The organism is Larkinella rosea (genome assembly GCF_003858635.1).
In the GTDB taxonomy this organism is placed as follows: domain Bacteria; phylum Bacteroidota; class Bacteroidia; order Cytophagales; family Spirosomataceae; genus Larkinella; species Larkinella rosea.
Genome location: NZ_RQJO01000007.1, coordinates 1,898,065 through 1,919,166, shown reverse-complemented (window position 1 = coordinate 1,919,166; position 21,102 = coordinate 1,898,065). Strand labels below are relative to the sequence as shown.

Below are 21,102 nucleotides of genomic sequence, written 5' to 3'. Positions count from 1 at the left end.
AAAAGTAGGCAGAATGGCGGAAAAGCAGTATTATTGATTGTCATTAGCAAGTTAAAAACCGGCATGTCGCCAGCGCAAAAGTTCTACCGTTCGATTGGTGTCCGTCATCATGAAGTTCGAACAGTCTGGTTATTTTTCTTACATAATTTCTTTCTTGGCATTGGAACGATCCTGGTCTATGTTTCGGCCAATGTTATTCTACTCGAAAATCATCCCGAAACCAGCCTGCCGATCGCTTACATAGGCTCGGCCATTGCGATGATGCTGGTTGGGAAGATATATACTCATTACGAGCATCATCTGGCACTGCGGAGTCTGGCGGTTCGGGTGTTGTGGGCGGTTATTGTTCTGACGTTTATCATTGATGTGCTCGTATTAGCCGGACATTCGGTCTGGTCGTCCATTGCCATCATGGTCGGTTTTCGGCTAATCTACCTGTTGACGAATCTGGAGTTCTGGGGCGTTTCGGCGGTGGTGTTCGATGTCCGGCAAAGCAAGCGGTTGTTCAGTGTGATCAGTTCTGGCGACATGCCCGCCAAAGCAATGGGGGCCATTCTGGCGGCTCTGGTCCACGCGCACACCGACATGTTTTTCCTGCTGATCATTGCCTTTGGTTCTTTTCTGGCGGCAATCTATATTCTGCGGCTCACCTATTATTCCCACGATATTCATACGACGCACAGTGCTGCGCGCGTTCGTCAACCCAATCAGTCGCGCATTGTCGAACAATTATTTGGCAATAGCCATTTGATTACTTCCATGTGTTTAAGTCTGGTGGCCGTTGCCACGGTTGCCGCCAGCGTCGAATATGCTTTTTTTATCAACGTCAAGTATAAAATTCATTCGACAACCTCGCTGCTACAGTATTTGAGTAAAGTATTGGCACTCACGTACTTAATTGCTATGGTTGTGAAGGTCATTATTTCGGGACAGGCACTGGATCGGCTCGGGATTCGGCGCTCGCTGCTTTTGCTGCCCACAACAGCTTTGGTGGGGGGACTGGTTTTCTGGGTGGTTTGGGCGCTGGATGTGAGTGAATCAACCTGGCTATTGTACTATTGTGCGCTGTACCTCACATTTGAGGTCATGCGTCGATCTTTGTTCGATCCGGTTTTTCTGGTTTTATTTCAGCCACTGACAGCCCATCAGCGGCTTTTCGGACATACGCTGGTCAAAGGATTTTACGAACCGCTGGGAATGGCGCTGGCCGGGGTCATGATTTATGCGTTTCATGCTTACCCGGAACTGAATGAATGGGTGCTGTTTATCTGGATGGGTGGAGGTACTTTAATCGCTTTCGTACTTCTTCGGCGGACATACCAGAACTACCTGAACGAATTGAAGTCGGCGTTGAGCCGGCGGTTTCTGGAAACAAACGAACTGGCTGCTCCCGAAGAAGTGCTGAATCTGGTGCTGGCCAATCTGGAAAGTGCCCGAATCGAAGAGGTGATCAACGCCATCGACTGGTTGAAAACCCATCATCCGCACAAACTCACTGATGTTGCTACGGACTTATTGAAACATCCTGATTTTCAGGTACGCCGGTTTGCGTTGGAGACTTTTACCGAATTAAAAGTGGCCGTCGATGCCCCGCTGGTATACCATCTCGCCCTGCATGATTCCGAGCCGCCGATTCGGGCGCTGGCCAGCCGATTATACGGCGGCTTGCCGAAAGCCGATGCCAAACTGGTGACGGATTTGCTGAATCATTCTGACTTGACGATTCGAAAAGGAATAATTTGGGGAAGTTTCCAAAACCGCAAATTTGGTCAACAGGCCACGGAAAGCTTTGAGGAGTTGAGTAAATCGGACGATGTTACCGACCGCATTGCCGTTCTCGAGATGATGCGTGGCCTTCAATTGGTCCAATACAAAGAACTGGTTACGGACTCGTTGAAAAGCGACGATTCGGGGGTCGTTAACGCGGCCATCCGGACGATTGCGGTTTTGCAGAATCCCGAGTTGACCCGTCAACTGGTTAGCTTGTTGTCCGACAAATTGTACTGGCGCACCGCAGCCCGTAGCCTGGTCGATATGCAGCAGGCGGCATTACCGTTTCTGGATGATGCCATTCAAATGTCAGAGGATGTTGTTCTGATTCGCCGGATTGCGGGCGTTTGCGGTAAAATCAAATCGCCGGAAAGCCATCAGTTGTTGACAAAACTCGTGAGCAAAACCGATTTGTCTATACGGATGGTAGCGTTGAAAGCATTAAGTCATTTTGGAATACGGACCACTCAGTCAGACGTTTATCACCGGATTTTACAGGATGAATTAAAACTGGCGCAACGGTTGCTCCACGGCAGTTTGCACAAAACCGATAAGGAATTACTAGCCTGTCTGGATTACGAAATCGATCTGTTGCTGCAACGAATTTTTTTCCTGCTCATGCAGTTGTACGATCGTGACGTGATTGCGAGCGTGCGCACGGGGATTGATCATGCCTCGCGCGAGCGTCGGGCGAATGCGCTGGAAATGCTCGACAACCTGATTCCCCGCGTGGTGTACCAGTGTTTGCAGGCTCTATTGGATGATATACCGGTGAGCGAGAAAGTTCGGTTGGTGGATATGCAACTGGAACCTTTCCATTCCCAGGAACCGCTGTTGACCTTTATTCTGCACCAGGGAGAAACCATGTTTTCAGCCTGGACGATCAGTGTCGCATTGCGTCGCTGGACACCCCGTTCGATGCCCAATACGCGTTTGCTCGCCAATTATCTCCACCATCCGGTTCAATTGCTCAGCGAAAGTGCCGATGCGGTTTTACAACTAGTTAAGGAACATCACTCCGAATGGTATGACCGGCTCCTGGCCGACCATCCAATGATTTCTATTCAGACCATGAAGCCAACCGAAGCCCATATCTCTGATTTTGAGCGGGTTATTGTTTTGAAAAACACCCGCTTATTTGCCGATACTCCCGAAAATATCCTGAGTACCATTGCGCCAATCATGAAGGAGGTCACGTATGAAGAAGGCCAGACTATTTTTCAGAAGGGTGAAATCGGGAATTGCATGTTTGTCATTTATTCGGGAGCGGTCGATATTTATGATCGTCAGCAGCGTCTGGCCCAATTTGGTCGGGGAGATGTGTTCGGCGAACTGGCGCTGCTCGACACCGAACCCCGGTCGGCTTCGGCCATCGTAGCTTCCGATGTGGTGCTGTTTCGGATCGACCACGAAGATTTCTATGATCTGATGGAAGAGCGGGAAGAGGTGCTGCGCAACATGATGCGGATTCTGTGCCAGCGCATCCGCTTGCAAAACGAGAAAATTCAAACCATGTCGGTTATACCGAGTAATGGCTGACAATTTCCTTCAGTACTTCCAGGCGTTCCTGCTTGTTGGCCTGCCGGGATTCGGTAGCGGTTTTGGTCCAGTAATGATGACTCCCCAGAAAACTTACCTGAATCCGGTTCCAGGAAGATTCGTCGCGCACAAAGTTGCGTTCTTTTAATTCTTCAAAAAGCGTGTTCGCGATCGGTTCGAAGTCGGACCGTCCCAGGTAATCCAGATCGGCGTCACATAGAATTTCTTCCAGCAGGTTTTGCGGGCTTTGCGGTATTTTGGTTGCCATAATCATTCCGCAAATCTGCTCGATCTGTTCAGCTCCGTACCCAAATTGGGGCAATGTTTCGCGGGCATACCGACACCCTTCCGCTTCGTGACCCTGGTAGGTCGTAATAAAACCACAATCGTGGTACAACGCGGCCGTTTGCAGTAGCAGTAATGAATCCGGGTCCGTAACGTTCTCCGCCTGAGCCAACTGTGAAACCACTTCGACAACATCCAGCGTATGGTGAAGCCCGTGGTAAAAGAGGGTTGGCGATAGATCGCGCTTTAATTTGGTAAGGATAAACTCCTCAGCTTTCCGGAGATTCATCAGTAAGGCCAGTACGGTATAAAATAATAGGGTGTTCAGAATCAAACGTACTACAAATCCATTCGGTTGTCAACTGTTGCCCGGATATTGACGAAAAGTTACTATTATATGGCAAACGAACAAATTTTGGATTATCTTATGGCGAAGAAATATTTTTAAGCCTGGCTTGGATTTTTTCCAATAAATATGCCTTCCTATCCTCCTAAATCCAAATTATTTTCGAAGCTATGAGTCCAAAGGTTATTATTCTCGGCGGAGGAGTAGCGGGCATGAGTGCCGCCCATGAACTGATCGAGCGTGGGTTTACGGTCGAAGTGTATGAAAAGAAACCCGAGTATGTTGGGGGCAAGGCGCGTAGTGTAAACGTTCCCGATTCGGGCAAAGCCGGACGACTGCCACTGCCCGGCGAACACGGTTTCCGGTTTTTTCCGGGATTCTACCGGCACGTAACCGATACCATGAAGCGCATTCCGTTCAAGAACCCGAAAACCGGGAAGGTAAACAAACGGGGCGTTTTTGATAATCTGGTGCAGAGCAACAAAATGATGATGGCCCGGTTCGACCAGGCACCCATCATCGCTTTAAGCCGGTTTCCCACCTCTTTAGCCGATCTGGAGATTATCTACAACGATCTGTTCCATACGCATACCGGATTGAAACCGGGCGAAGCCAAGCTGATGGCCCATCGCCTGTGGCAACTTATGACGAGTTGTAAAACCCGTCGACTGGATGATTACGAAAGTATTGGCTGGTGGGAATTTACGGATGCCGATGAACATAGCGATGCTTATAAAGCTTTATTTGTCAATGGATTAACCCGAACGCTGGTGGCGGCTAAAGCCCGAAAAGCCAGTACAAAAACCGGGGGCGATATTCTGATTCAGCTCGTTTTCGATTTGTTGAATCCGGAAATTCAGGTCGATCGGGTACTGAACGGCCCCACCAACGATGTATGGCTCAATCCCTGGTATGATTACCTTGTCCAGAAAGGGGTTCGGTACGAGAAAGGGCAGGAACTGGTTGAGTTTGTGTGCGATAAGCAGACCATTACGGGTGTGGTTTTGGAAGACGCAAACGGGAGCCGAAAAACCGTTCGGGGAGATTTTTACCTCTCGGCGCTGCCAGTCGAAGCCATGGCTCCGCTGGTGAACGAAAATATGTTGTATAAGGATGCCTGCCTGACCAATATCGTTACCCTGGCCAACAACGTCGACTGGATGAATGGCATTCAGTTCTATTTGTCCGACGAGGTGAATATCATCGACGGGCACATCATTTGTGTCGATACGCCCTGGGCGTTGACGGCCATTTCCCAGCTTCAGTTCTGGGCCGATTTCGATATCAGTAAATACGGCGATGGGGCCGTGAAAACGGTTTTGTCAGTTGACGTTTCGGATTGGGAAACGCCCGGCATTCTCTACAATAAAACCGCTCAGCAATGTTCGTTTACCGAAATCAAGGAAGAAGTCTGGGCGCAGTTGAAGCGCAGTTTCAACGTCGAAGGGAAAGTCATTCTGCATGATCAATCCATTGTCACGTATTACATTGATTCTGATATAGTTGAAAAAAACGGCAAAACGGTTGAAAATACGGAAAAACTGCTGGTAAATCTCACCAATACGTGGGATTTGCGACCGAACTCGTACACGGGGATTCCGAACCTGTTTCTGGCATCGGATTACGTGAAAACCTTTACGGACCTGGCATCGATGGAAGGAGCCAACGAGGCCGCTCGCCGGGCCGTCAACAACATCATCAAACGTTCGGGCTCCAATGCGCCACTCTGCACCTTGTGGGATTTGCACGAACCCTTTCTGTTGCTGCCCTTTCGGTGGCTGGACAAAATCCGCTACCAGCGGGGATTGTGCTGGAATCCCAATGTGCCCAAAACCGTTCAGACGGTGGCAAAATTGAATGCTATCATTCAAAAAACACGTCAGGTTGTTAAACGACCCTTTCTATGATCTCGGTACCGGTTACTCAACAGAATCAACGAATCCGAACCTATTTCATCCTGCTGACACTGGCGCTGGTGCTGGGCGTTGGCATCGTGAGTGATCGCTACCACCTGGGCTGGAAGTCGGCAGCCTGGCTGGCCTACGGAACTTATGGGCTGATGGGCCTTTTTACGTGGTGGTATTCCGATGGTTTTCTGCGAAAGCTGATGGTTTTCGGTTTGGTTGCGGGATTGGGAGAACTCCTGGCCGACTGGTGGCTGGTCGACAGCACCGGGACACTGATTTATCCGAACGACGAGCCCATGCTGATCCGGTCGCCGATGTACATGCCATTTGCCTGGGCGGTGATTCTGGTTCAGATTGGTTACCTGAGCTGGCTGGTTAGCGGCTGGAAATCAATGCGTCTGGCGGTATTTGCAGCCGCATTGATGGGCCTGTTGATCATTCCACTGATGGAACATTGGGCGAAAGACGCGGGTTGGTGGTATTATATTCACTGTCAGATGGTCGGGAGCGCGCCCTTGTACATCATCACGGGCGAAGGCTTAATTTGTACGCTATTACCGCTGTTTTTCCGACAAATCAATAACCGGGTCGGCTGGTCCTCCGCCATTGGTTTGGGGATCGCTCAGGGAGCCTGGATCTGGCTGTCGTACGTAATCTGCTACAATTTGTTTCGATAGGGCGATGATTGAGCGACTCCAGGAATACATTTACAAGTTCATCCCACCTGAAGCCTTCGCCGATGAAGTCAATTTAAGACGCTATAAGTTGCTGGCTTACACCTGTTTCATAACGGGTGTCTTTGCGTTTTACTATTCACTGGATTCGATCCGCATCTCGTTTGTTCCCGGTATTGTCGGGATGATTCTGTTTGGCGTGCTGTACTTTGTTTTGCTCTATCAGCTCCGTACCAAACCTTTTCAATGGGTCGCCAACGGCTATAGCCTGGTCGGGGCACTCACGGTTCACAGCGTTATTTTGTTCAGCGGAGGAGCGTATTCACCGGCGCACCCCTGGCTGATTTCGTCGCCAATGGTAATATTATTGGTAGCCGGAAAACGCAATGCGACCATTTGCCTGATTTACAACTGCCTGTTTTCATTGATCTTATGGCTCATGGCCGCCAACGGCATCGAATTGACCAAGTTTTATGATACGAGCTGGGAACTGAGTTTTAGCGCCAGCACCTTAATTGGGCTGATCATTATTTGCTTCGTAATAGTTCTGGTTTTTGAAAACGGGAAAAATACAGCTTTGAATCAGCTGAAAGCTAAAAACCAGCAGCTTGCTGCGGAAAAAAAACGATCTGATGAGCTGTTGCTGAACATTCTGCCGTCTGAAATTGCCGAAGAAATTATGCAAAACGGTAAATCGATTCCGCAGCTTTTCGATCTGGTAACGGTTTTATTTATTGATATTCAGAATTTTACGACCCACGGTGAAGACATGACGCCGGAAGCGCTGGTCAATGAAATAGATTTTTATTTCCGGTCTTTCGATAACATTATCAGTAAATACCGCATCGAGAAAATCAAAACCATTGGGGATGCGTATCTGTGCGCGGGTGGTTTACCGGTTCCCTATGGCGACAATGCCCGGGAAGTGGTGCAGGCAGCGCTCGAAATCCGGGCTTTTATGGAAACGATTCGGCTTGAACGCATTGCCGTCAATAATCATTACTTCGACTTTCGGATCGGTATTCATTCCGGTTCGGTTGTCGCCGGTATTGTGGGTCTTAAAAAGTTTGCTTACGATATTTGGGGAGATACGGTTAATACCGCAGCCCGGATGGAGCAGCACGGCGAAGTGGGCAAAGTGAATGTGTCGGGAACGACTTATGAACACATCAAAGACCATTTTCGCTGTCAACATCGCGGGAAAATAGAAGCGAAGAACAAAGGCAAGATCGATATGTATTTCGTGGAAGAATAAATACAAAGCCCGGCCAATCTGGCCGGGCTTGTCAAAATAGGTAGTATAGCAAAAAATTGGATTGTTAATTTCCCCGGAGCTGATCCATCAGCATCTTGTTGAACATGCGCTCGGTGTTGTGCAACTCCTGAAGCTGTTGGGCCGAAATAACCTTCAAAAACCGGGAGTTGTATTCTTTCTCCAGATCAACCAGTTTTTGTTTCAATTCGACCGATTCGTTCAGTTCGCTGATGGCCGAATTGCCACCCGGTTTGTTGGACTGACGAAGCTGCCGGGAAATATCCCGACGTTTATCGCTGTATTCGTTATAAATCGGCCAGAACTGCGGAGCTTGCTCAGGCGTCAGATTCAGGCGATTCGTAATCAGGCCAATCTTCGCACTTTCTATTTTCTGACGATCCGGGTTCTGGGCAAGCGCCGGAAGGGTAAACATCAGGCCAACGAACAAAACCAGTAAGCGGGTGAACGATTTCATATCAATTTTTAAAAGTAAAGATTCGGTCATTATCCAGTAAAACGGGTTTAGAGTGCGGGATTGCCCCGCCGAAGCGGAGCGGTTTATCGTTTAAGCAAAAGCGTACTTCAACTCAAAAAAAGGTTTACTTCAACCATAAACCGGAGCGCTCCGACAGACTACTTACCCCCTTAACTACCGTTGAACTACTCAAATGGTTGCAGTCCCGGCCGCATCTTCCTCAATCATTTGCTGAATCGACTCCGGCGAGACGTGCAGTTCATGAATCAGGGTCGAATCGTTCGGCATATCGTGCGTCTTGATCATGTCGGAATAATCCTCCAGATAAATATCCTGATCCTGCAGGTATTCCAGCACGGATTCCGTACTGACGTTGCTCAGCAATTCCGGTTCCAGCGAATCCTGTTTCTGCGGGTACGTGAACCAGACCAGTGCAGCTACCAAACCGGCACCGGCCACTGTAGCAACCGATCGCTGCCACGACCAGCTAATCGTAAAACGATGTGATCGGCGGGCGGTTTCGGCTTGTATCCGCGACGGAAGTGTGTCGAAATAGGCTTCCGGCGTCGTAAACGGCAACTGCCGAAGTGGATGTTGCCGGTCTAATTCGTCAAGTCGTATTGGTTTTTTCGGTTCCATTGTCTTATAAGCACAACGGTTTGACAAGCAAGCCTGTACCGGGTTTAATTCCCATTCAGATAATCTTCAATTTTTTTAACAGCCAGGTGGTACGATGCTTTTAAGGCACCGACCGACGTTCCCGTAATTTCGGAAATTTCTTCATATTTCATATCATCGAAGTATTTCATGTTGAAGACAAGCCGTTGTTTATCAGGCAATTTTAGCAACGCTTTTTGCAGCTTCATCTGAATCTCCTCGCCCGACGGATCGGAACCTGAGGTGACGTAATCCGAATTACTTTCCAGTTTTTCCATTAATTCTCCTTCCACGTCTCCGATGGGCAGGAAAAACCGACGCCGTTTTTTATTCAGAAAATTCAGACATTCGTTGGTCGCAATCCGGTAAATCCAGGTATAAAGCTGCGAATCACCACGGAAGTTCTCCAAGGAATTCCAGACTTTGATAAAGGTCTCCTGCACCAGATCGTCCGCATCATCGTGGTCGATGACCATCTTCCGGATATGCCAGTAAATTTTCTGCTGGTACTGCCGCACCATCAGATTAAAGGCATAATTCCGGCTTTGCGGATCGCGGTATTTTTGCAGGAGTTCTTCGTCAGTCATTGGGTTAGTTTATGGTTTACGGTTTACGGTTTATGGTTTATGGTTATCGTTTATAGTTTGATACGTCCTGCTCAACTATAAACCGTAAACCGTAAACCATAAACTACAAACCATAAGCATCAAACAACGCGGGACTTGGCCCGCAGGGCTGCTTCAACAATTTTTTCGGCAGTCAGGCCGTATTTTTTCATCAACTGATCGGGTGTACCGCTTTCGCCGAAACTATCGTGTACGCCGATCATTTCGAGCGGAGCGGGAAAATTCCGGGCCAGTGCCTGCGCTACGCTATCGCCCAAACCGCCGTTCAATTGATGTTCTTCGGCTGACACCGCACAGCGCGTTTTGCGCACCGACGCGAGGACGGCCTCTTCATCAAACGGTTTTATCGTGTGAATGTTGATAATATCCGCTTCAATCCCTTGTTCAGCCAGCATTTCACCGGCTTTAATGGCTTCCCAAACCAGGTGACCCGTCGCAAAAATGGAGACGTCCGGCCCTTCGTTCAGAACAATCGCTTTGCCAATTTCAAACTTCTGATCGGCGGGGGTGAAAATCGGCACCACCGGACGGCCAAACCGCAGGTAAACCGGTCCTTCGTAATCCGCGATGGCGATGGTGGCCGCTTTGGTCTGGTTGAAGTCGCAGGGGTTGATGACGGTCATGTTCGGCAGCATTTTCATCATGCCGATGTCCTCCAGAATCTGGTGGGTCGCGCCGTCTTCGCCCAATGTCAAACCGGCGTGTGACGCGCAGATTTTGACGTTTTTATTGGAATAGCAAACCGACTGACGGATCTGGTCATAAACCCGTCCGGTTGCAAAGTTGGCAAAGGAGGTCGCAAATGGAATTTTGCCGCCAATCGTTAGCCCGGCTGAAACGCCGATCATGTTGGCTTCCGAAATCCCGCACTGCACGTAGCGTTCCGGGAATTCCTTGATAAATCCTTCCAGTTTGAGCGACCCGGCCAGGTCGGCGGTCAGTGCCACCACGTTCGGGTTGGTGCGGCCCAGTTCCAGAATACCCGCGCCAAAACCGGAACGCGTGTCTTTTTTCTCGGTGTATGTATATTTTTTCATACTAAGTTCAGTGGTCAATAGTCAGACATTCCGGCAGTGATGGGCAATTGATTCAGGGCTACGGCGAGTTGCTCGTCGTTCGGAGCGACACCGTGCCATTTGTGGCTTCCCATCATGAAATCGACGCCGAAGCCCATCTCGGTTTCCATCAGAATCAGGGTTGGCACTTCCGGATCATTTTTCGACTCGTGCAGCGTTTTGATGATATCACTCATGTCGTTGCCCTTCATCTCCGTAACGTTCCAGCCGAAGGCCCGGTATTTCGCACCCAGGTCCCGGTTGTTCATCACCAGATTGGTCGGCCCGTCGATTTGCTGGCCGTTGAAGTCGATGATGGCCGTCAGGTTGCCGAGCTTGTGGTGGGGGGCAAACGTAGCCGCTTCCCAAATCTGGCCTTCCTGCTGTTCGCCATCGCCCATCAACACGTAAACGTGCTTGTCGTCGCCGTTCAGGCGTTTGGCAAAAGCCGCACCGCAGGCTACCGATAACCCTTGCCCCAACGAACCCGAAGCGATCCGTATGCCGGGCAAATGCTCGGCGGTGGCGGGGTGGCCCTGTAACCGGCTGTCGAGTTTCCGAAACGTCGCCAGTTCCGAAACCGGGAAGTAACCGCTGCGCGCCAGCACGCTGTAAAAAACCGGGGAAATGTGCCCGTTCGACAGGAAGAAAAGGTCTTCGTCGGTGGCATTCATATCAAAAATAGCCGCGCCCTGCTCGTCGCGTTTCAGATGCATGACGTCAAAATAGAGTGCAACCAAAAGGTCCGTACAGCCCAGCGAACCACCGGGGTGACCCGAATTTACGGCGTGAACCATCCGGACAATATCGCGCCGAACCTGCGTAGCAATGTGTTGTAATTGTTGGATTTCCATGATGAGACAAAAGAGGTAAGACAAGAGAAACTAGACCTAAAAAAGTCTATTCGCTCTTGGCTCTAATCTAACTTCTATTTTAAAATCTGCTCCGTGTGATTTTCGTTATCGACTTTGGTGATAATGTCGGAAATGATCCCGTTTTCGTCGATAATAAAAGTGGTCCGAACGATGCCCATGTAATTTTTGCCAAACATCGACTTTTCGTGCCAGACATCATAGGCTTCCACCAATTTGTGATCCGTATCGGCCAGCAAAGCAAACGGCAAGTTGAATTTTTTGATGAATTTTTGGTGCGACTTTTCATCATCGACACTGACACCGAGGACTTCATAACCTGCTTTTAACAGGTAATTGTAGTTGTCCCGGAGATTGCAGGCTTCGGCCGTACAACCGGGCGTGTCGTCTTTGGGGTAAAAATACAACACAACTTTTTTACCCTTGAAATCCGATAACCGGATCGGGTTGCCATTCTGGTCGCGGGTTTCGAATTCGGGTGCCGCGTCGCCGATTTGGAGAGACATAAGTTTTAGGTTTACAGTCTTCGGATTAGCAAGTAACGGCAAAATTTGCACATTGTCCGCTAAAGCCTAATTTTCCTTGTTCAGAATAGCCGCCGAATCCACCATCATGGGGCGTGGAGCCGGAGGAAGCACCGCCGTAACAGTCGTCAGATTACCGGCCCGGTCTTTCACTTCTAACACCACAGATCCTTCAAACGGTTTGGCCGGATCGAGCTTATCCGACCAGATCAACGCTTTTTTATAATCATATTGCATCAAAATCCACTCGCCGTTCACCATGGCCCGAACCGTGTCGATGCCTGACAAATCGTCCCGAACCGTCGCCACCAATACCTGATAATCTTTCCGTAAGATCTTCACCGTCGGCGGATTCAGGTCGGTCAAAAGCTGAAACGTACCCAATTGACGGGCTTTGAATAAAAACCGGTCGCCTTTCCAAAAACCGCCAACGTATGATCGGCCTCCGCCATTCACCAGATAGACCTGCGATTTCTGCCGGTTTTCCAGCGGTTCCGTAGGAGCAAAATTTACTTCAAAATAATCGTTCATAGCCACCGTTCCCTGATTGATCGTCAAGCGATTACCGGAACTTGAAACCGCCAGATGAAGCGTGTCGTACAAGGTTTCCGGTCGGAATGTAATTGTAACGGACGAATCCCGGTAGGTAGTTTCCTGACCCGGAACAATCCGTTTTTTGAAATTCAATGCCTGAACGGTTTTTCCGATTTTGACCGAATCCGGCAACTGCTTTTGTAAATCGATGACGTAGCTGGCTTCATTGCCGCGAACATAGCTAACCGGTATTTCCAAAGCCGCTCCGCTCATGAACAATTGAGCAATTGGGGCGGAGGTCGTCGGAAAATTCCGCGCCCGAATGATCAGGGTATTTTCTTCCACCGAAGTAAAAAGAGCGGTGGGCAATTTGCTTGGTATCAGTTTGGCAACGGTCTCGCTTGCTATTTCGGGGTTCACCGTAAACCGTAAGGTGCTGGCGTGTTGAAAACAGTCGTATAATGTAATGCTGACCTCGTGTGGCTGACCGTCGAAAAGTGGTAATTTCCCGCGTTTGCCATCATATCGGTATAGATTCAGCGTATTTCCGTCGGCAAGGTAACACCGGTGAAACCGTTGGCCTGTCAGTTGTTCAACGCTGTAATTCATGTGAAGATTGATGAACCGGGTTTCCTCATTCGGGAAATTGTTCATGTTGTAAGCAAACACTTCCCGATTATCCAACTGGATTTCGATGCAGGTTAAGCCATTTTTGAACGGCGATCCACTGGTTCGGTCGTGGCCTAAGACTTCCAGTCCGATCAAACCGTTGGCCGAAACGGGTTGCGTCAGAACATAATCGCCATTGGGCTTGCGCGTCGGCGTTAAGGCAATTCGGCTGGCCTGTCCATTTACGCGGGAGGCAGGCGTCAAAGGCTGCAAGGCAATCCGTTCAAAAAACGGCGGCAGTTCATCTTCAATTTCCTGAAAACCAAACAGAAGCGGATTCAGTAAATTGTTTTTGGCGTCGCGAATTTCGAAGTGCAGGTGCGGGCCACCTGAACCACCGGTATTGCCCGACAGCGCAATGATTTCTCCTTTTTTTACCGGAAACTGATTCGGTTGCGGGCGCAGATCAATTTCAAACGTTTGCTTTTTGTATTGTTCAGCCCGCAAAAACCGTCCCAGCGTGTCGTTCAGGGTTTTTAGGTGGCCGTAAACCGTCGTTAAACCATTGGGATGTTTAATAAAAATGACATTGCCGTAACCGCCCGTAAAAACCGCAATGCGCGAAACGTACCCATCGGCGGCCGCATAAACGTCTAATCCTTCCCGTTGGGCAGTTCGGATATCGATACCGGCGTGGAAGTGGTTGGGTCGGAGGTCGCCTAAACCGCCCGAGAGCGAATTGGCTTCACCGGGCATGATGGGAAACAAGAAATAACCGGGCTGAACGGCTTTCAGAATTTCTTTGTCGGGGGTTGCCTGTCCGAAGCCTACTAAACGAATAAGTAGCAGAAAACCGACTAAACCAATACTTACCCGCTTTTTTCTCACGATTTCTACCATAATCACCGGCCCTAGGTGAGCACTATTTTACATCAAATTCTAACATTTTCCGGTCTTCGATATAGGCCGTCAGCCGGTCGCCAATCTGGACGGGGCCAACGCCTTTCGGGGTTCCGGTGAAAAGAATATCGCCCTGAAGTAACATAAAATAGTTCGAGACAAAAGAAATCAGGTAGTCGATCGGAAATAACATCATCGATGTATTGCCCGCCTGTCGGGTTTCTCCGTTCACGTCGAGCCGGAAATTAAGATTGCGCAAATCCGGAAAATCCGTCTTCGGAATAAAGGATGACATGGGAGCTGAACCGTTAAAACCTTTGGCCAGGTCCCACGGTAATCCTTTGGCTTTCAGTTTTGACTGGAGATCACGCGCCGTAAAATCAACACCGATTCCGATTTCGTCGTAATACCGGTGGGCGAATTTTTGTTCGATATTTTTACCGGTACGGCCAATTCGCACCAGAATTTCCACCTCGAAATGAACATCGGAGGAAAAGTCAGGATAGAAAAAAGGATCGCCAGGGCGCAGAATTGCCGTTTCCGGTTTGGTGAAAATGACCGGATCTTCGGGTTGCTCGTTGTTCAATTCCTTGATGTGCTCGGCGTAATTCCGCCCGACGGCGATGATTTTCATGCGGTTTAAACTTTTTCTGCTGCCGCAAATCTAAACAGGAAAGACGGCCCAACCGCACGCTTATTAAAAAAAATGAACAAATTGGGGCTTCTAACAGTCTCTTATAGGTAGTTTTAACGTCTAAATTTGTAAACTCTATTAACTCTTGCTATGAAAAAAGCGATAATGGTCATGTTGATGCTTGGCCTCGTCATTGCCTGCCAAAAGGTTCCTCTAACTGGCCGCAACCAATTGGTACTCATACCGAATGCTCAAATGTTGCCGCTCAGTTTTACGAACTACAAAGAGGTTCTCGATACCAGCAAAGTGGTACGGGCCGGAGGGCAGGACGATATGATTAAACGAGTGGGTGTTCGTATACAAAAGGCGGTTGAATCGTATATGGCAGCCAATAACCTCAGTGAACGGCTGAATGGCTTTCAATGGGAGTTTAATCTGATTGAAAGTCCTCAGGTGAATGCCTGGTGTATGCCCGGCGGAAAAGTCGCTTTTTACACCGGTATTTTGCCCTATACGCAGAATGAAGCGGGTGTGGCTACGGTAATGGGCCACGAAGTTTCGCACGCCATTGCCGAACACGGTAACGAGCGTATGAGCGAAGGGTTACTGGCGAACGGATTAATGCAGGGTGGCCAACTGGTGCTGGGTTCCCTGTCGCAAAATCAACGCAGTCAGACCAACGCGTTGCTTTTACAGGCAGTAGGAGCAGGCTTGCCGATTGCCTATCAGGTGGGTCGGGCGTTGCCACACAGCCGGGCGCAGGAATCCGAAGCTGATAAACTGGGGTTGATTTTCATGTCGATGGCGGGGTATAATCCGCAGGAGGCTGTCAATTTCTGGAGTCGGATGGCCAAAGCCGGATCAGGCCAAAAACCGCCGGAATTCCTTTCTACTCACCCATCTGATCAGCGCCGGATTCGTGATCTGCAAAGTCAGATGCCGGACGCGATGAAGTATTACCAAAAGGCGAGATAGGAGAAGTTGTTTCGCGGAGGTAAGCGGAGAAAAAAAGAGGTAAGCAGAGAAAAATAAATCTTCTTCGCTTACCTCTTTTTTTCTCCGCTTACCTCCGCGAAACTTTAAATTTCTATTCTCCCAGGTCCTCCAGCACCTGCTTCACTTTCGCAGCCGCATCTTTCAACTGAACGGCAGAGAATACTTTCAGACCGGATTCGTCGATGATGCGCGCGCCTTCTTCTGCGTTGGTGCCTTGCAGACGAACAATAATCGGTACTTTGATGTCGCCGATCGCTTTGTACGCTTCCACAACACCCGTTGCCACGCGGTCGCAACGAACGATACCTCCGAAAATATTGATCAGGATCGCTTTGACGTTCGGATCTTTCAGGATAATGCGGAAACCGGCTTCAACGGTTTTGGCGTTCGCTCCACCGCCAACATCCAGGAAGTTGGCAGGTTCGCCACCCGACAGTTTGATGATGTCCATCGTGGCCATTGCCAGACCGGCTCCATTCACCATACAGCCTACGTTGCCATCCAGTTTGACGTAATTCAGATCATTGGCCGTAGCTTCCACTTCCAAAGGATCTTCTTCGGTAATGTCGCGGAGGTGGATCAAATCCGGGTGACGATACAGCGCATTGTCGTCCAGATTAACTTTGGCGTCAACGGCCAGAATTTTATTGTCCGACGTTTTTAAAACCGGGTTAATTTCAAACATGGACGAATCCGTCTCGACGTACGCTTTGTAGAGCGACCCGACGAATTTGACCATTTCTTTGAACGCTTCGCCCTGTAAACCCAACGCAAACGCAATATTCCGTACCTGAAAAGGTTGCAGTCCGATGGCCGGATCGACCCATTCCTTAAAGATTTTTTCGGGCGTATGCTCCGCAACTTCTTCAATGTCCATCCCCCCTTCGGTACTGGCCATGATTACGTTGCAGGCTTTGGCCCGATCGAGCAGAATACCGATGTAAAATTCTTTCGGATCTGAAGCGCCCGGATAGTACACATCCTGAGCAACCAGTACTTTATTGACCTTTTTACCTTCGGGACCGGTTTGGTGCGTAACCAACACATTGCCGATCAGGTTTTTCGAAATGTCCCGTACGTCGTCAACCGATTTGGCTAACTGAACCCCACGTTGCTCCGAACCTCGGATTTTGCCTTTTCCACGGCCTCCGGCGTGAATCTGGGATTTGATCACTACAAACTTGGAATTGGTTTGCGCCATGATCTGCTTGGCGGCTTCAACGGCTTTTTCGGGTGATTCGGCTACGATGCCTTCCTGAACGCGGACACCGTAGTTTTTTAATATCTCTTTACCCTGGTACTCGTGGATGTTCATATTGAGCAAAACAAGGAATGGTGAAAAAAACGTTATTTTCGCGGTAAACTTAACAAATTAATCGGTTATAGTTTCGAGTTTCAGGTAGTGAGTTTCAATTACATCGTACATGCACATCGTTACGTTACGCCAGAAACGGTAAATCTGAACCCAATCATTTGTCTATGGAACCGCTTCTGAATGCCGTTAACCTGATCCGATCACACGGCGATCTGCCCGTTTTGAAAGGAATTAATTTAAGTATACAACCCGGCGAAATCGTTTCGATCGTCGGTGCTTCCGGTGCCGGGAAAAGTACGCTGCTGCACATTCTGGGCACGCTCGACCGGCCCGATTCCGGCCAGGTTGTGCTGGCCGGACACCATGTTTTCGGCTTGAATGAAAAGGAATTGGCCCGGTTTCGGAACGAACGTATCGGTTTTGTTTTTCAGTTTCATAACCTGCTGGCTGAATTTACAGCACTCGAAAATGTGTGTTTGCCGGGGTTTATTGCGGGACATGAAGAAAAAAAAGTGCGTGCCAGAGCCGAAGAATTATTAAATGTGCTCGGAGTAAGTGACCGGAAGGACCATTTACCGTCTCAATTATCAGGAGGGGAGCAACAACGAACCGCCGTAGCCAGGGCGCTGATCAATTCACCCGCTCTGATTTTCGCCGATGAGCCCAGTGGGAATCTGGATTCACACAATGCCGAAGAACTACATAAGCTTTTTTTTCGGTTGCGGGACGAATTGGGGCAAACCTTTGTAATTGTAACACATAACGATTTATTGGCCAATATGGCCGACCGAAAGCTAACAATTCGGGATGGATTAATTCTGGATGAGGAATAATGAGTATTAGTACTTATTATGCGGCTTGGTTATCAGAATTGGTTAATCGTTTAAGTGCTTGATAATGAATATATAATAAGGTATAAATTGGTCGTGTAAAATTTTTTTGACCTTTTTGGATTTTATATCTTAACTAATATTATATATTTGCATCGAAAAGAAAAGTTTTTCATAACGTTGAGTAAATCAGAAAGCCATGAGGGAAATCCCGCATGGCTTTTTTGTGTTTGATAAGTAAAACCACTTATGGATAAATGACCGATAATCGTCAGATTAGTTGAAATCAGCGATTGTTACTCACCGGTTATACTCTTTCAGGCGCTGTAAAATCGCAAAGGTGAGCTCGTATTCGGAGGCCTGGAGGATGAACATGTCTTCGAATTGACAAAATTCCTTGAATTTAGTCAGATTATCGCCGGTTAGATCGGTTGCGCGGCCGGCTACCAGATCGAAGCGGTAAGAGGCAAGTTTATGCCGTCGGTCTTCCTGCATCAGTACCAGCGCCTTTCGGTCGGATTTTGCCCGTTTACTGAATGCTTCATACAGGAGCGTAATCACTGAACCCGAAGCGGCCCGATCCAGCACCTGTTCTCCCGTCAATCCCCGTTTTGCTTCCGGTTCACTGAGTAATTGCTCCAGTTCACGCTTGAGTTCAGCCTCCTGTTTACCCCGGACGGTTACTTCGTCCAACTGAATCACGTTGTCGGCCAACTGCCGTTTGATCCGCATCACGGGTTGCTGCGTGGTGCCGTCCCACATGAACGAGTAACGGCCGTGCGTCGGACTGGTTACGACAACCGAATCTCCTGGCTTAACCTGCAGGTAATAATTGCCGATCTGATTGGTTCGTCCAACTGCCAATGTCCGTTTGTTGATGACACTGGCATTGCCGACGCCCCGACCCGTTTCCTGGTCCAGCACTTTGCCAATAATGTACTTTGGCGTTTGAGCCAGCGACGCGAAAGAAACAAATAGTAAAACCAGTAGAAGCTTCATAATCGACGGCAAGTTCGATATAAACAAAAAGGTTGGCAAAGTACGGCGGTTATTTAAGATATTTTAACAGGTAAAGACAGACCGATCTTTCATCTAATTAAAAAAGATTATGATTTAGTTGTGTGTTATGTATTTTACTTATATTATTACGGATCATTTTTTAGGTTACCCGATGAGATGAGGAACGATTACCTGAAGGGGCGCGGAGCCCAGTTCAATGCGCCCAACCGGTTTCAGGCGCTGCAAATAGAACCCGATCCGGAACAGGATGTTCCGGATGACGACTTTCCGGAACCGTCCATCAAAACGCAGTTTTATGAGGAAAATCCGAAACAGATTGTCAGCCGACCCAACAGTCCGGACATCGGGTTTGTCGCTTCCGTTAATCCGTATATGGGTTGTGAACACGGCTGTATTTATTGTTACGCCCGCAATTCGCATGAATACTGGGGGTTTTCGGCCGGACTTGATTTCGAGAGTAAAATCATGGTCAAGAAAAATGCTCCGGCTTTACTGGAAAAGGAATTTCTGTCTAAAAACTATCAACCGGAAGTTATTCATTTGTCGGGCAATACGGACTGTTATCAACCTGCCGAACGTCATTTTAAATTGACTCGCGCATTGCTGGAACAGTGCCTGATCTACCGAAATCCGGTCAGCATTATTACCAAAAACGCACTGATCCTGCGTGATAAAGACATTTTGCAGCTGCTTGCGGCTCAGAACCTGGTCATGGTATTGATTACGATTACGAGCTTGGACGATCAACTTCGGCAGGCGATGGAACCCCGAACCGTGACGGCCCGACGCCGGTTGCAGGTCATTGCCGAATTGTCAAAAGCTGGCATTCCGGTGGGCGTAATGACCGCGCCGATCATTCCGGGTTTAACGGATCAGGAAATTCCGAAACTGATCGAAGCGGCAGCGAAACACGGTGCTATCTGGGCGGGCTACACCATCGTCCGGTTAAATGGCGCCATCGGTCCGCTGTTTGAAGACTGGATTCGTAAAAATTACCCCGATCGGGCCGAAAAAGTATTGAACCAGATTCGGGATTGCCACGGTGGCCAGTTGAACGACTCGCGGTTTGGAACCCGAATGTCGGGAGAGGGAAAGTACGCCGAGCAAATCCGACAGCTTCACCACATTGCACTCCAGAAATACATCCCAAACCACGGATTCCCTAAACTGGACACCACCCGGTTTTTGCGTAAACGGCAGTTGACGTTGTTTAGTTGAGCTCATTCGGACATTTCGGGCATCCAATTTTTCGAAAAGTCCAGGCTGTTTGATCATTATTTAAGGAGCAGACTAACATTCGGGCAGTTGGCTTGTTAGGGTTGAGATAAACAAGCGGTTTATATTAATCAGTCAACGTTATGAGTTACATTCAAGCTGGAACCGGTCGCAATGGCGAGCCGGTCAATCTGTTCTATCAGGATTGGGGCACGGGAAATCCCGTTGTATTGATTCACGGCTGGCCGTTGAGTCACGAAATGTGGGAGTATCAACTGACCGAACTGCCGCAACACGGTTTGCGCTGCATTGCTTATGATCGGCGGGGCTTTGGGAAGTCGTCGAAACCCTGGGAAGGGTACGATTATGATACATTGGCGGATGATTTGAAAGCCGTTCTGGACGAACTGGATTTAAGAAATGTAACGTTGGTTGGCTTTTCGATGGGCGGGGGAGAAGTGGTTCGGTATTTGAGCCGTTACGGTTCGGAACGCGTCTCCAAAATCGTTCTGATTAGTGCCGTAACTCCTTATCTGTTAAAAACCGATGACAACCCGGACGGTGTCGATCAGTCGGTTTTTGATGACATGCTGGAAAAAATGCAGGCCGACCGCGCCGACTTTCTGGCCTCGTTTGGGAAGCAATTTTACGGCGTCAGTATGCTTAACCATCCTGTCAGCGATTCGCATTTGAAATGGGATCAAACGCTGGCGTTGTTAGGCTCGCCCCGGGCAACGATCGAATGTGCCAAATCGTTCTCCAGCACGGATTTCCGGGCGGATCTGGCTAAAATCACGGTTCCAACGCTGATTATTCACGGAGACGCCGATCAGACGGTGCCCTTTGAATCGTCCGGCCAAAAGACGCACGAGCTGATTCCGCAGTCGCAATTACTGGTCTACGAAGGAGAACCGCACGGGTTATTCTTTACGCAAAAAGATGAGTTGAACGAAGACCTGCTCACGTTCATTTCGGCAACGATGCCGGTGACGGAAAACGTATAGTGAATTGATTTAGAGTTATGAGTTAAGAATTAGGAGTTGGCTGACGCACGCTTTTTAATT

At 48.9% G+C, this 21,102-nt stretch carries 19 protein-coding genes; 8 read left to right on the top strand and 11 right to left on the bottom strand.

The features are described 5' to 3' along the window. Positions 1-63: 63 nt before the first annotated feature. On the top strand, positions 64-3,309 hold the full coding sequence (locus EHT25_RS08000) for a cyclic nucleotide-binding domain-containing protein (protein ID WP_124873043.1): 3,246 nt from the start codon (positions 64-66) through the stop codon (positions 3,307-3,309). On the opposite strand, the gene EHT25_RS07995 is transcribed toward EHT25_RS08000, so the two are convergent. After that, positions 3,290-3,883 carry an HD domain-containing protein gene (locus tag EHT25_RS07995; RefSeq protein WP_124873041.1) on the bottom strand — a complete coding sequence of 198 codons (594 nt, stop codon included), beginning with the start codon at positions 3,881-3,883 and terminating at the stop codon, positions 3,290-3,292. The two genes, EHT25_RS08000 and EHT25_RS07995, sit on opposite strands and share 20 nt — an antisense overlap. Before the next feature lie 227 nt (positions 3,884-4,110). Between EHT25_RS07995 and EHT25_RS07990 the strand changes: the two genes are divergently transcribed. The 3 genes from EHT25_RS07990 to EHT25_RS07980 are packed head-to-tail and all read left to right on the top strand — an operon-like array spanning position 4,111 to position 7,776. Continuing rightward, a complete protein-coding gene (locus tag EHT25_RS07990; protein WP_124873039.1) occupies positions 4,111-5,847 on the top strand; it encodes a hydroxysqualene dehydroxylase in 1,737 nt (578 codons plus the stop codon). After that, positions 5,844-6,524 (top strand): DUF6989 domain-containing protein, encoded by a 681-nt coding sequence (locus EHT25_RS07985; protein WP_124873037.1) that lies wholly within the window; start codon positions 5,844-5,846, stop codon positions 6,522-6,524. The genes EHT25_RS07990 and EHT25_RS07985 overlap by 4 nt, the downstream gene beginning before the upstream one ends. Positions 6,525-6,528: 4 nt before the next feature. Then, positions 6,529-7,776, top strand: coding sequence for an adenylate/guanylate cyclase domain-containing protein (locus tag EHT25_RS07980; RefSeq protein ID WP_124873035.1), 1,248 nt, complete (start codon positions 6,529-6,531; stop codon positions 7,774-7,776). Between the two features lie 64 nt (positions 7,777-7,840). On the opposite strand, the gene EHT25_RS07975 is transcribed toward EHT25_RS07980, so the two are convergent. The 8 genes from EHT25_RS07975 to EHT25_RS07940 all read right to left on the bottom strand — a co-directional run bounded on the left by EHT25_RS07975 (position 7,841) and on the right by EHT25_RS07940 (position 14,662). Beyond that, positions 7,841-8,251 carry a hypothetical protein gene (locus EHT25_RS07975; protein ID WP_124873033.1) on the bottom strand — a complete coding sequence of 137 codons (411 nt, stop codon included), beginning with the start codon at positions 8,249-8,251 and terminating at the stop codon, positions 7,841-7,843. Between the two features lie 189 nt (positions 8,252-8,440). Beyond that, on the bottom strand, positions 8,441-8,890 hold the full coding sequence (locus EHT25_RS07970) for a hypothetical protein (RefSeq protein ID WP_124873031.1): 450 nt from the start codon (positions 8,888-8,890) through the stop codon (positions 8,441-8,443). Between the two features lie 44 nt (positions 8,891-8,934). After that, the gene (locus EHT25_RS07965) at positions 8,935-9,495 is read right to left on the bottom strand and encodes an RNA polymerase sigma factor (RefSeq protein ID WP_124873029.1); all 561 of its coding nucleotides are present in this window, start codon (positions 9,493-9,495) and stop codon (positions 8,935-8,937) included. A gap of 119 nt (positions 9,496-9,614) precedes the next feature. After that, complete coding sequence (locus tag EHT25_RS07960) at positions 9,615-10,571, bottom strand: transketolase family protein (RefSeq protein WP_124873027.1); 957 nt, start codon at positions 10,569-10,571, stop codon at positions 9,615-9,617. 14 nt (positions 10,572-10,585) lie between these two features. Continuing rightward, a complete protein-coding gene (locus EHT25_RS07955) occupies positions 10,586-11,443 on the bottom strand; it encodes a transketolase (RefSeq protein ID WP_124873024.1) in 858 nt (285 codons plus the stop codon). Positions 11,444-11,517: 74 nt separating this feature from the next. After that, entirely contained in the window at positions 11,518-11,967 is a 450-nt protein-coding gene (bcp, locus tag EHT25_RS07950; RefSeq protein WP_124873022.1) for a thioredoxin-dependent thiol peroxidase, read from the bottom strand. A 66-nt stretch (positions 11,968-12,033) separates the two neighbouring features. After that, a complete protein-coding gene (locus tag EHT25_RS07945; protein WP_229311466.1) occupies positions 12,034-14,016 on the bottom strand; it encodes a M23 family metallopeptidase in 1,983 nt (660 codons plus the stop codon). 34 nt (positions 14,017-14,050) lie between these two features. After that, complete coding sequence (locus tag EHT25_RS07940; RefSeq protein WP_124873017.1) at positions 14,051-14,662, bottom strand: fumarylacetoacetate hydrolase family protein; 612 nt, start codon at positions 14,660-14,662, stop codon at positions 14,051-14,053. A gap of 150 nt (positions 14,663-14,812) precedes the next feature. Here EHT25_RS07940 and EHT25_RS07935 point away from each other — a divergent pair, with 150 nt between their 5' ends. After that, positions 14,813-15,637, top strand: a complete 825-nt coding sequence (locus EHT25_RS07935; RefSeq protein ID WP_124873015.1) for a M48 family metallopeptidase — start codon at positions 14,813-14,815, stop codon at positions 15,635-15,637. A gap of 112 nt (positions 15,638-15,749) precedes the next feature. Here the strand turns inward: EHT25_RS07935 and sucC are convergent, their stop codons facing one another. Next, entirely contained in the window at positions 15,750-16,973 is a 1,224-nt protein-coding gene (gene sucC / locus EHT25_RS07930; RefSeq protein WP_124873013.1) for an ADP-forming succinate--CoA ligase subunit beta, read from the bottom strand. A gap of 164 nt (positions 16,974-17,137) precedes the next feature. Between sucC and EHT25_RS07925 the strand changes: the two genes are divergently transcribed. Beyond that, positions 17,138-17,806: an ABC transporter ATP-binding protein gene (locus EHT25_RS07925; protein ID WP_124873011.1), complete on the top strand. Its 669-nt coding sequence runs from the start codon at positions 17,138-17,140 to the stop codon at positions 17,804-17,806. A 297-nt stretch (positions 17,807-18,103) separates the two neighbouring features. On the opposite strand, the gene EHT25_RS07920 is transcribed toward EHT25_RS07925, so the two are convergent. Next, entirely contained in the window at positions 18,104-18,802 is a 699-nt protein-coding gene (locus EHT25_RS07920; protein ID WP_124873008.1) for a peptidase associated/transthyretin-like domain-containing protein, read from the bottom strand. 177 nt (positions 18,803-18,979) lie between these two features. On the opposite strand from EHT25_RS07920, the gene EHT25_RS07915 reads away from it, so the two are divergent. Together EHT25_RS07915 and EHT25_RS07910 are read left to right on the top strand one after the other, a co-directional pair. After that, the gene (locus tag EHT25_RS07915; protein WP_124873006.1) at positions 18,980-20,041 is read left to right on the top strand and encodes a PA0069 family radical SAM protein; all 1,062 of its coding nucleotides are present in this window, start codon (positions 18,980-18,982) and stop codon (positions 20,039-20,041) included. 140 nt (positions 20,042-20,181) lie between these two features. After that, complete coding sequence (locus EHT25_RS07910; protein ID WP_124873003.1) at positions 20,182-21,042, top strand: alpha/beta fold hydrolase; 861 nt, start codon at positions 20,182-20,184, stop codon at positions 21,040-21,042. The last annotated feature ends 60 nt before the right edge of the window (positions 21,043-21,102 follow it).

Excerpts from the sequence above, each read along its gene's own strand:
- EHT25_RS07925 (WP_124873011.1), top strand. The coding sequence starts at position 17,138 with ATGGAACCGCTTCTGAATGCCGTTAACCTGATCCGATCACACGGCGAT.
- EHT25_RS07965 (WP_124873029.1), bottom strand. The coding sequence starts at position 9,495 with ATGACTGACGAAGAACTCCTGCAAAAATACCGCGATCCGCAAAGCCGG.
- EHT25_RS07910 (WP_124873003.1), top strand. The coding sequence starts at position 20,182 with ATGAGTTACATTCAAGCTGGAACCGGTCGCAATGGCGAGCCGGTCAAT.
- EHT25_RS07995 (WP_124873041.1), bottom strand. The coding sequence starts at position 3,883 with ATGAATCTCCGGAAAGCTGAGGAGTTTATCCTTACCAAATTAAAGCGC.
- bcp (WP_124873022.1), bottom strand. The coding sequence starts at position 11,967 with ATGTCTCTCCAAATCGGCGACGCGGCACCCGAATTCGAAACCCGCGAC.
- sucC (WP_124873013.1), bottom strand. The coding sequence starts at position 16,973 with ATGAACATCCACGAGTACCAGGGTAAAGAGATATTAAAAAACTACGGT.
- EHT25_RS07920 (WP_124873008.1), bottom strand. The coding sequence starts at position 18,802 with ATGAAGCTTCTACTGGTTTTACTATTTGTTTCTTTCGCGTCGCTGGCT.
- EHT25_RS07960 (WP_124873027.1), bottom strand. The coding sequence starts at position 10,571 with ATGAAAAAATATACATACACCGAGAAAAAAGACACGCGTTCCGGTTTT.
- EHT25_RS07935 (WP_124873015.1), top strand. The coding sequence starts at position 14,813 with ATGAAAAAAGCGATAATGGTCATGTTGATGCTTGGCCTCGTCATTGCC.
- EHT25_RS07940 (WP_124873017.1), bottom strand. The coding sequence starts at position 14,662 with ATGAAAATCATCGCCGTCGGGCGGAATTACGCCGAGCACATCAAGGAA.
- EHT25_RS07915 (WP_124873006.1), top strand. The coding sequence starts at position 18,980 with ATGAGGAACGATTACCTGAAGGGGCGCGGAGCCCAGTTCAATGCGCCC.
- EHT25_RS07955 (WP_124873024.1), bottom strand. The coding sequence starts at position 11,443 with ATGGAAATCCAACAATTACAACACATTGCTACGCAGGTTCGGCGCGAT.
- EHT25_RS07975 (WP_124873033.1), bottom strand. The coding sequence starts at position 8,251 with ATGAAATCGTTCACCCGCTTACTGGTTTTGTTCGTTGGCCTGATGTTT.
- EHT25_RS08000 (WP_124873043.1), top strand. The coding sequence starts at position 64 with ATGTCGCCAGCGCAAAAGTTCTACCGTTCGATTGGTGTCCGTCATCAT.
- EHT25_RS07970 (WP_124873031.1), bottom strand. The coding sequence starts at position 8,890 with ATGGAACCGAAAAAACCAATACGACTTGACGAATTAGACCGGCAACAT.
- EHT25_RS07990 (WP_124873039.1), top strand. The coding sequence starts at position 4,111 with ATGAGTCCAAAGGTTATTATTCTCGGCGGAGGAGTAGCGGGCATGAGT.
- EHT25_RS07980 (WP_124873035.1), top strand. The coding sequence starts at position 6,529 with ATGATTGAGCGACTCCAGGAATACATTTACAAGTTCATCCCACCTGAA.
- EHT25_RS07985 (WP_124873037.1), top strand. The coding sequence starts at position 5,844 with ATGATCTCGGTACCGGTTACTCAACAGAATCAACGAATCCGAACCTAT.